The organism is Paenarthrobacter sp. CM16, assembly GCF_013179505.1.
Taxonomy (GTDB): domain Bacteria; phylum Actinomycetota; class Actinomycetes; order Actinomycetales; family Micrococcaceae; genus Arthrobacter.
In genome coordinates this window covers 1-4,845 of sequence record NZ_JABMCX010000326.1, presented here as the reverse complement: position 1 = coordinate 4,845, position 4,845 = coordinate 1, and the positions used below count along the sequence as shown (strand labels likewise).

At 65.3% G+C, this 4,845-nt stretch carries 4 protein-coding genes; 2 read left to right on the top strand and 2 right to left on the bottom strand.

Features of this window, described 5'->3' with window-relative positions; translation table 11 throughout:
- The first annotated feature begins 356 nt into the window (after positions 1–356).
- Positions 357–1,439: an aromatic acid exporter family protein gene (locus HP499_RS20820; RefSeq protein ID WP_253951724.1), complete on the top strand. Its 1,083-nt coding sequence runs from the start codon at positions 357–359 to the stop codon at positions 1,437–1,439.
- 3 nt (positions 1,440–1,442) lie between these two features.
- Here the strand turns inward: HP499_RS20820 and HP499_RS20815 are convergent, their stop codons facing one another.
- Together HP499_RS20815 and rfaE2 are read right to left on the bottom strand one after the other, a co-directional pair.
- Positions 1,443–2,477 carry an NAD-dependent epimerase/dehydratase family protein gene (locus HP499_RS20815; protein WP_172326028.1) on the bottom strand — a complete coding sequence of 345 codons (1,035 nt, stop codon included), beginning with the start codon at positions 2,475–2,477 and terminating at the stop codon, positions 1,443–1,445.
- A gap of 10 nt (positions 2,478–2,487) precedes the next feature.
- On the bottom strand, positions 2,488–4,176 hold the full coding sequence (gene rfaE2 / locus HP499_RS20810; protein WP_253951723.1) for a D-glycero-beta-D-manno-heptose 1-phosphate adenylyltransferase: 1,689 nt from the start codon (positions 4,174–4,176) through the stop codon (positions 2,488–2,490).
- Positions 4,177–4,334: 158 nt separating this feature from the next.
- Here rfaE2 and HP499_RS20805 point away from each other — a divergent pair.
- Positions 4,335–4,845 (top strand): glycosyltransferase family 9 protein (locus HP499_RS20805; RefSeq protein ID WP_375154265.1); only part of this gene is annotated, 511 nt, incomplete at its 3' end.

The following is a 4,845-nucleotide window of genomic DNA, read 5'->3' as shown; positions in this document are numbered from 1 at the left end:
GGGCAGAACCGGTTCCTGAACCAGTGGGGGTTCCGCCGATGCCGGTGGTTCCTGCAGTTTGCGTCTCAACGTCCGAGTCGAGGTAGCTTCCGGAAAATGGCTCGGTCCCTGAGTGGGCTCCGGTCCGTGGCGCCGCGAAGCTTCCGTCCTGCGGCGATTGGCTCTCAGTCATTGTCGCTCTCTTTCCACAGTTGGCAGGCTGCGGACAGCAGCCGGGATAGTAAGTATCGTTACTATCAATGGGTGTGTACCCGCTTGATGAAGTTCTAATCGCCTGAATTTTCAAAAAGATGCAGTGCCTCACTTTCGCCACTTTCCCCTCGACACCGGAGGACAGACCTGTCAACGTAGGTCCAATGAGCCAACTGCCCGCGAGGCGACGGCTGATTCCCGCGCTTCGAAAAACCGTCACCCGCCACCGACTCCTGTTTGCCGCCAAAACTGCGGTGGCGGCAGGACTGGCCTGGTACCTTGCACCCTTCATGCCCGGCCCCGCAGCCGCCTACCCGTACTACGCGCCGCTCGGTGCTTTGGTCAGCATGCACCCCACCGTGGCCGACTCCGCCAAGCATGGGCTCCAAAGCCTGGTGGGCCTGGTGCTGGGCATCGGCATGGCGTTCGCCATCACCACCGTTGCCGCACCAACTGCGCTGGCGGTTGCCGTGGTGGTGGGGCTTGGCGTGCTCATCGGCGGGCTTCCCAGGCTGGGCACTGCCTCCGAATGGATCCCCATGGCAGCGTTGTTCGTGCTGGTATTGGGTGACTCCAACGCCGAAGGATTCTCTTTCGCCTACGTCCTCCAAATGGCCTTGGGCGTCACCGTCGGATTTGCCGTGAACTGGTTGATCTTCCCGCCCCTGCACCTGGACGACATCGACCCCGCCATCGCCGGACATCAAGGCGCGTTGTCCCGCCAGCTCAAGGACATGGCCCGGGCCATGGAAGAGTCCTGGCCACCCAACCATGAGGCATGGGCCAGCCGCAGTGATGAACTTTCGCTGACGGCGGCCGGCGTGCGGACTGCGGTGCATCAAGCTGAACTGAGCGCCAAAGCGAACCCCAGGTCCCGGCGTCGTGCCACCCGCCTGCCCGCCGACCTTGCAGGACTGAAAACCCTAGAACGGCTCACTTTCCATGTCCAGGACATCACCGACGTCCTGGCCAGCGCCATCTGGGAGGAGGGTGCCGGGACGATCATCCCGGATGCGGTGGTGGCCCCCCTCGCGGACGCCCTGGAATCGGTGGCGGGCGTGGTGGATCATTGGCGGGACGCCGAGAACGGGGAACTTGCCAACCGATTGGCGCGGGCGAAGGACAGCATCAGCGCCCTCAGCGACGCAGTGGCCGAAGCGGCTGCTGACCAGTCTCCGGTCAATGCCCCGGCCTCGGTGGCCATGAGCCTGCGCCGGATCCTCACCGTGGTGTTGTCCTCCGAGTAAGGTCTACCGCGGCTTCAACGGCGGGGAGGCCTCCCGCCCCTTCCCGGCGCCGATCCCCTCCAGCATTTCCGCCAACGCCTCCAGTGAGGAATGCTTGGGCGACCATCCCAGCAGCGCGTGCGCCCTGGCCGTGTCCATGATGGGGGCGTTGGCCGCCATGTCCACCCATCCGCCGTCGGTCACCTGCAGCCGGAGTCGCCAACTGACCTCGACGACGGCGCGCAGCACCTTGAGCGGGAACGGCATCAGCCGCCGGGCGTTGAGAATCCATGCCAGGGCGTTGGGGTCGATGACGGGCTCGGCCGCAATGTTGAAAGCACCTTCGGCCTTGCGTTCCACCACCCGCCAGTAGGCATCAGCGACGTCAGCTGTATGGGCGGCTTGGAACACCAGCTCCTTGGGAATGGCGAGGAGCGGCAGCCAGGGCTTGCGCGGAACCAGCCTCGGCAGAACCTGGCCCAGGAAGTAGCGGCCAACCTCGCTCCCGCCCCCGGCGCTGAACATCAGGGCGGGGCGGAGCCGGGCCACCACAATGTCCGGGTTTTCCGTGGCGAAACCGTCCAGGAGCCTTTCCTGTGCTGCCTTGTCCACGCTGTAGTGCGAGCTGCGGATACCGCCGGTGGGCCAGTCTTCCTTGGTCCGCTGGTCCTTGGGCGCCGGCGAGTACGCTCCCACCGACGATGCGCACACCACGTGCCCTACTCCGGCTTTGCGTGCGGCGGCGAGCACGTGGGCGGTTCCGGCCACATTGGTCCGGCGAAGCATCTCCCGGTTGTGGTTCGGCTGGATCAGCCACGCCAGATGAACCACAGCGTCGGCTCCTGCCAACGCCGCTTCCAAGGCCGGCTGGTCCTCGGCCGCGCTGATGTCCAAGGTATGCCACTCCACGCCGTGGTACGGGGCGGCGTCCGGATCAGGTTGCCGCCGGACGACGCCCACCAGTTCCAGCTCCGCGCCTTCCTCGGACCGTGCCTTGTGGAGCCGTTTCAGCAGTTCCGTGCCGCCGTGTCCTGTGGCACCGATGATGGCAATACGCATGGCTGCTTCCTCAGGTCTGCGGGGTTTCGCCCGTGGAACGGATGCGTTCCAGGACCGCTGTGGTGGAATGTTCCGGCACGTAATCGAGGATGGTCACGGTGCCGCCATACCGCTCCACCGCCGCGGTTTCCTGCAGCATCTCCGGCGTGTAGTCGCCGCCTTTGGCGTAGACATCGGGCTGCAGGAGATCTATGAGCGGTATGGGAGTAGGGGTGTCGAAAACAGTGACATGGTCCACGCAGCTCAGTGCGGCGATGACTGCCGCGCGGTCGGCCTCGTGGTTGACCGGACGGTCCGGGCCTTTGAGCTTCCGCACGGAAGAATCACTGTTCAGCGCCACCACCAACACATCGCCCAGCTGCTTGGCCTGATTGAGGTAGCGGGTATGGCCACGATGAAGGACGTCGAAACACCCGTTGGTCAGGACAATCCGCCTGCCTTCCCGTCGGTGTTCTTCCACCTGCCGCGCCAGCTCGGCGTCGGTCAGTGCCGTATCCGCGAACCCTTTAAGGTGCTTCGCCAACTCCTCAGTGGTGCAGACGGAGGTACCCGGACGGTGCACCACAACATCGGCCGCCGCCTGGGCCAGGTCCACACTGGTGGTGAGCGGCAAACCGGCAGCCCGGGCAATGGTCAACGCCGCCACAAACGTATCGCCGGCCCCTGAAGCCTGCTTCTCTGCCTGCGGCCGTGCCCACGTCCGGTGGGTTGCCGGTTTTTGGGCGCCGTTGGGGCGGAGCGTCATGGTCCCCTCCCGGTCCAAAGTCACGACGACGGCGGCCGCACCTGAGGCGCGCAGAATCTGGTCCGCGTGGGTTTCCACGAAGGGGCACCTGGCAGCGCCACCCGGCAACCCGGTCCCCAACAACCTGCCCGCTTCCTGCGCATTGGGCGTTGCCAAGTCCGGCTGCAGGCCTGCCCAACGCCCTGGATGATGGGCGTCCACTACCACCAAGGTGTCCTGGCGTGCCTTGGCCGGGCCGGCTTCCACGGAGTCCGGGCCGTCGCTCCCAGGGCCCAGGTTCGCGAAAACAGCATCCCTCACAGCACCTTCCAGGGCGCCGGCTCCGTAATCGCACAAAACCACGGCTGCGGAGCCCGGCAGTGCTTCGGGGATGGCTGCTGCCATCTGCAGGAGCCCATCGGCAGGGACCTCTTCCGCGGCGTCGTCCAGGCGCAGCATCACCTGCCCGCCGCTGCTCACGCGGAACTTGGTGGTGGTGGTCATGCCTGCATGGGATACGACGTGGGATACGTCCACCCCCGCCGAGGTGAGCTCCTCAAGGAGGGTGCGGCCTCCGGAGTCCTGCCCTACCAGCGAAACAAAGCGAACCCGGGCCCCCATCGCGGCAAGGTTCATCGCAGTATTGGCGGCACCTCCCGGGGCAAAGTCGCGGCGCTGGACTTGAACCACCGGGGCCGGCGCTTCCCGGCAAAACCGCTCAATGGTTCCATCCCACCAGCCGTCCAGGATGGAATCGCCAATGACTGTCACAACTGGGCGCACCTCGGCCAAGCGGCCCGGCAACCAGTCAGCCAAGCCTTCCTGATGGGTCAGGGCTTCACGATTCAGGCCTTCGGGATCCAAGCCTTCGGGATCCAGGCCCTCGTGATCAAGGCCCTCGTGACGGGCCGGGTCTTCGTGAGGTGCCCGGCTCTCCTGGTTGTCCGGGCCCTCTTGATTGGATAGGCGTGCCATGGGGTACCTTCCGTTTGGGCTTACAGTTTCCTGTTCCCCTCAGGTACCCCGCGGCACGGTCTTCACACGCCGGGCCCGGGAGTTTCCGCACGGAAGCACTACGGCCACGGGAGCTACGGAAGAACCGGCCCGTAGCACGGTGGCGAAAGGAATGATCCATGGAAAATCCGCTGACGAATCCGAACCCGGGAATTGGCCCCGTGCTTGAAAAGTTCAGTGACGTCAGGCGGATCGCGGTCCTGAGGGGCGGCGGACTGGGCGACCTGATCTACACCTACCCCGCTCTGCATGCGCTGAAAAGCGCGTACCCCGAAGCCGCCATCACGCTTCTTGGGACCCCCATCCATGCGGCGGTTGCCGCTGCCACGGAAGGTCCGGTTGACGACGTCGAGATGTTGCCTGTGGCGCGCGGCGTCCACGACGGTCCGCGCAACGGCGAGCGCTTTGAGGATGATGCCGAGGATGTGGCAGCGCAGGAGTCGTTCTTCGAGGCGATGCAGGCCAGGACGTTCGATGTCGCGTTCCAGATGCATGGCGGGGGCCGCTTCTCGAATCCGTTCCTGCTTCGCTTGGGCGCCCGGCACACTGTGGGCACACGGACCAGGGACGCGGTGCCTTTGGAACGGAACCTTGACTACATCTACTACCAGAACGAACCGGACCGCTGGT

Coding starts and splice junctions, on each gene's coding strand:
- HP499_RS20820 (WP_253951724.1), top strand. CDS start 357: ATGAGCCAACTGCCCGCGAGGCGACGGCTGATTCCCGCGCTTCGAAAA.
- HP499_RS20815 (WP_172326028.1), bottom strand. CDS start 2,477: ATGCGTATTGCCATCATCGGTGCCACAGGACACGGCGGCACGGAACTG.
- rfaE2 (WP_253951723.1), bottom strand. CDS start 4,176: ATGGCACGCCTATCCAATCAAGAGGGCCCGGACAACCAGGAGAGCCGG.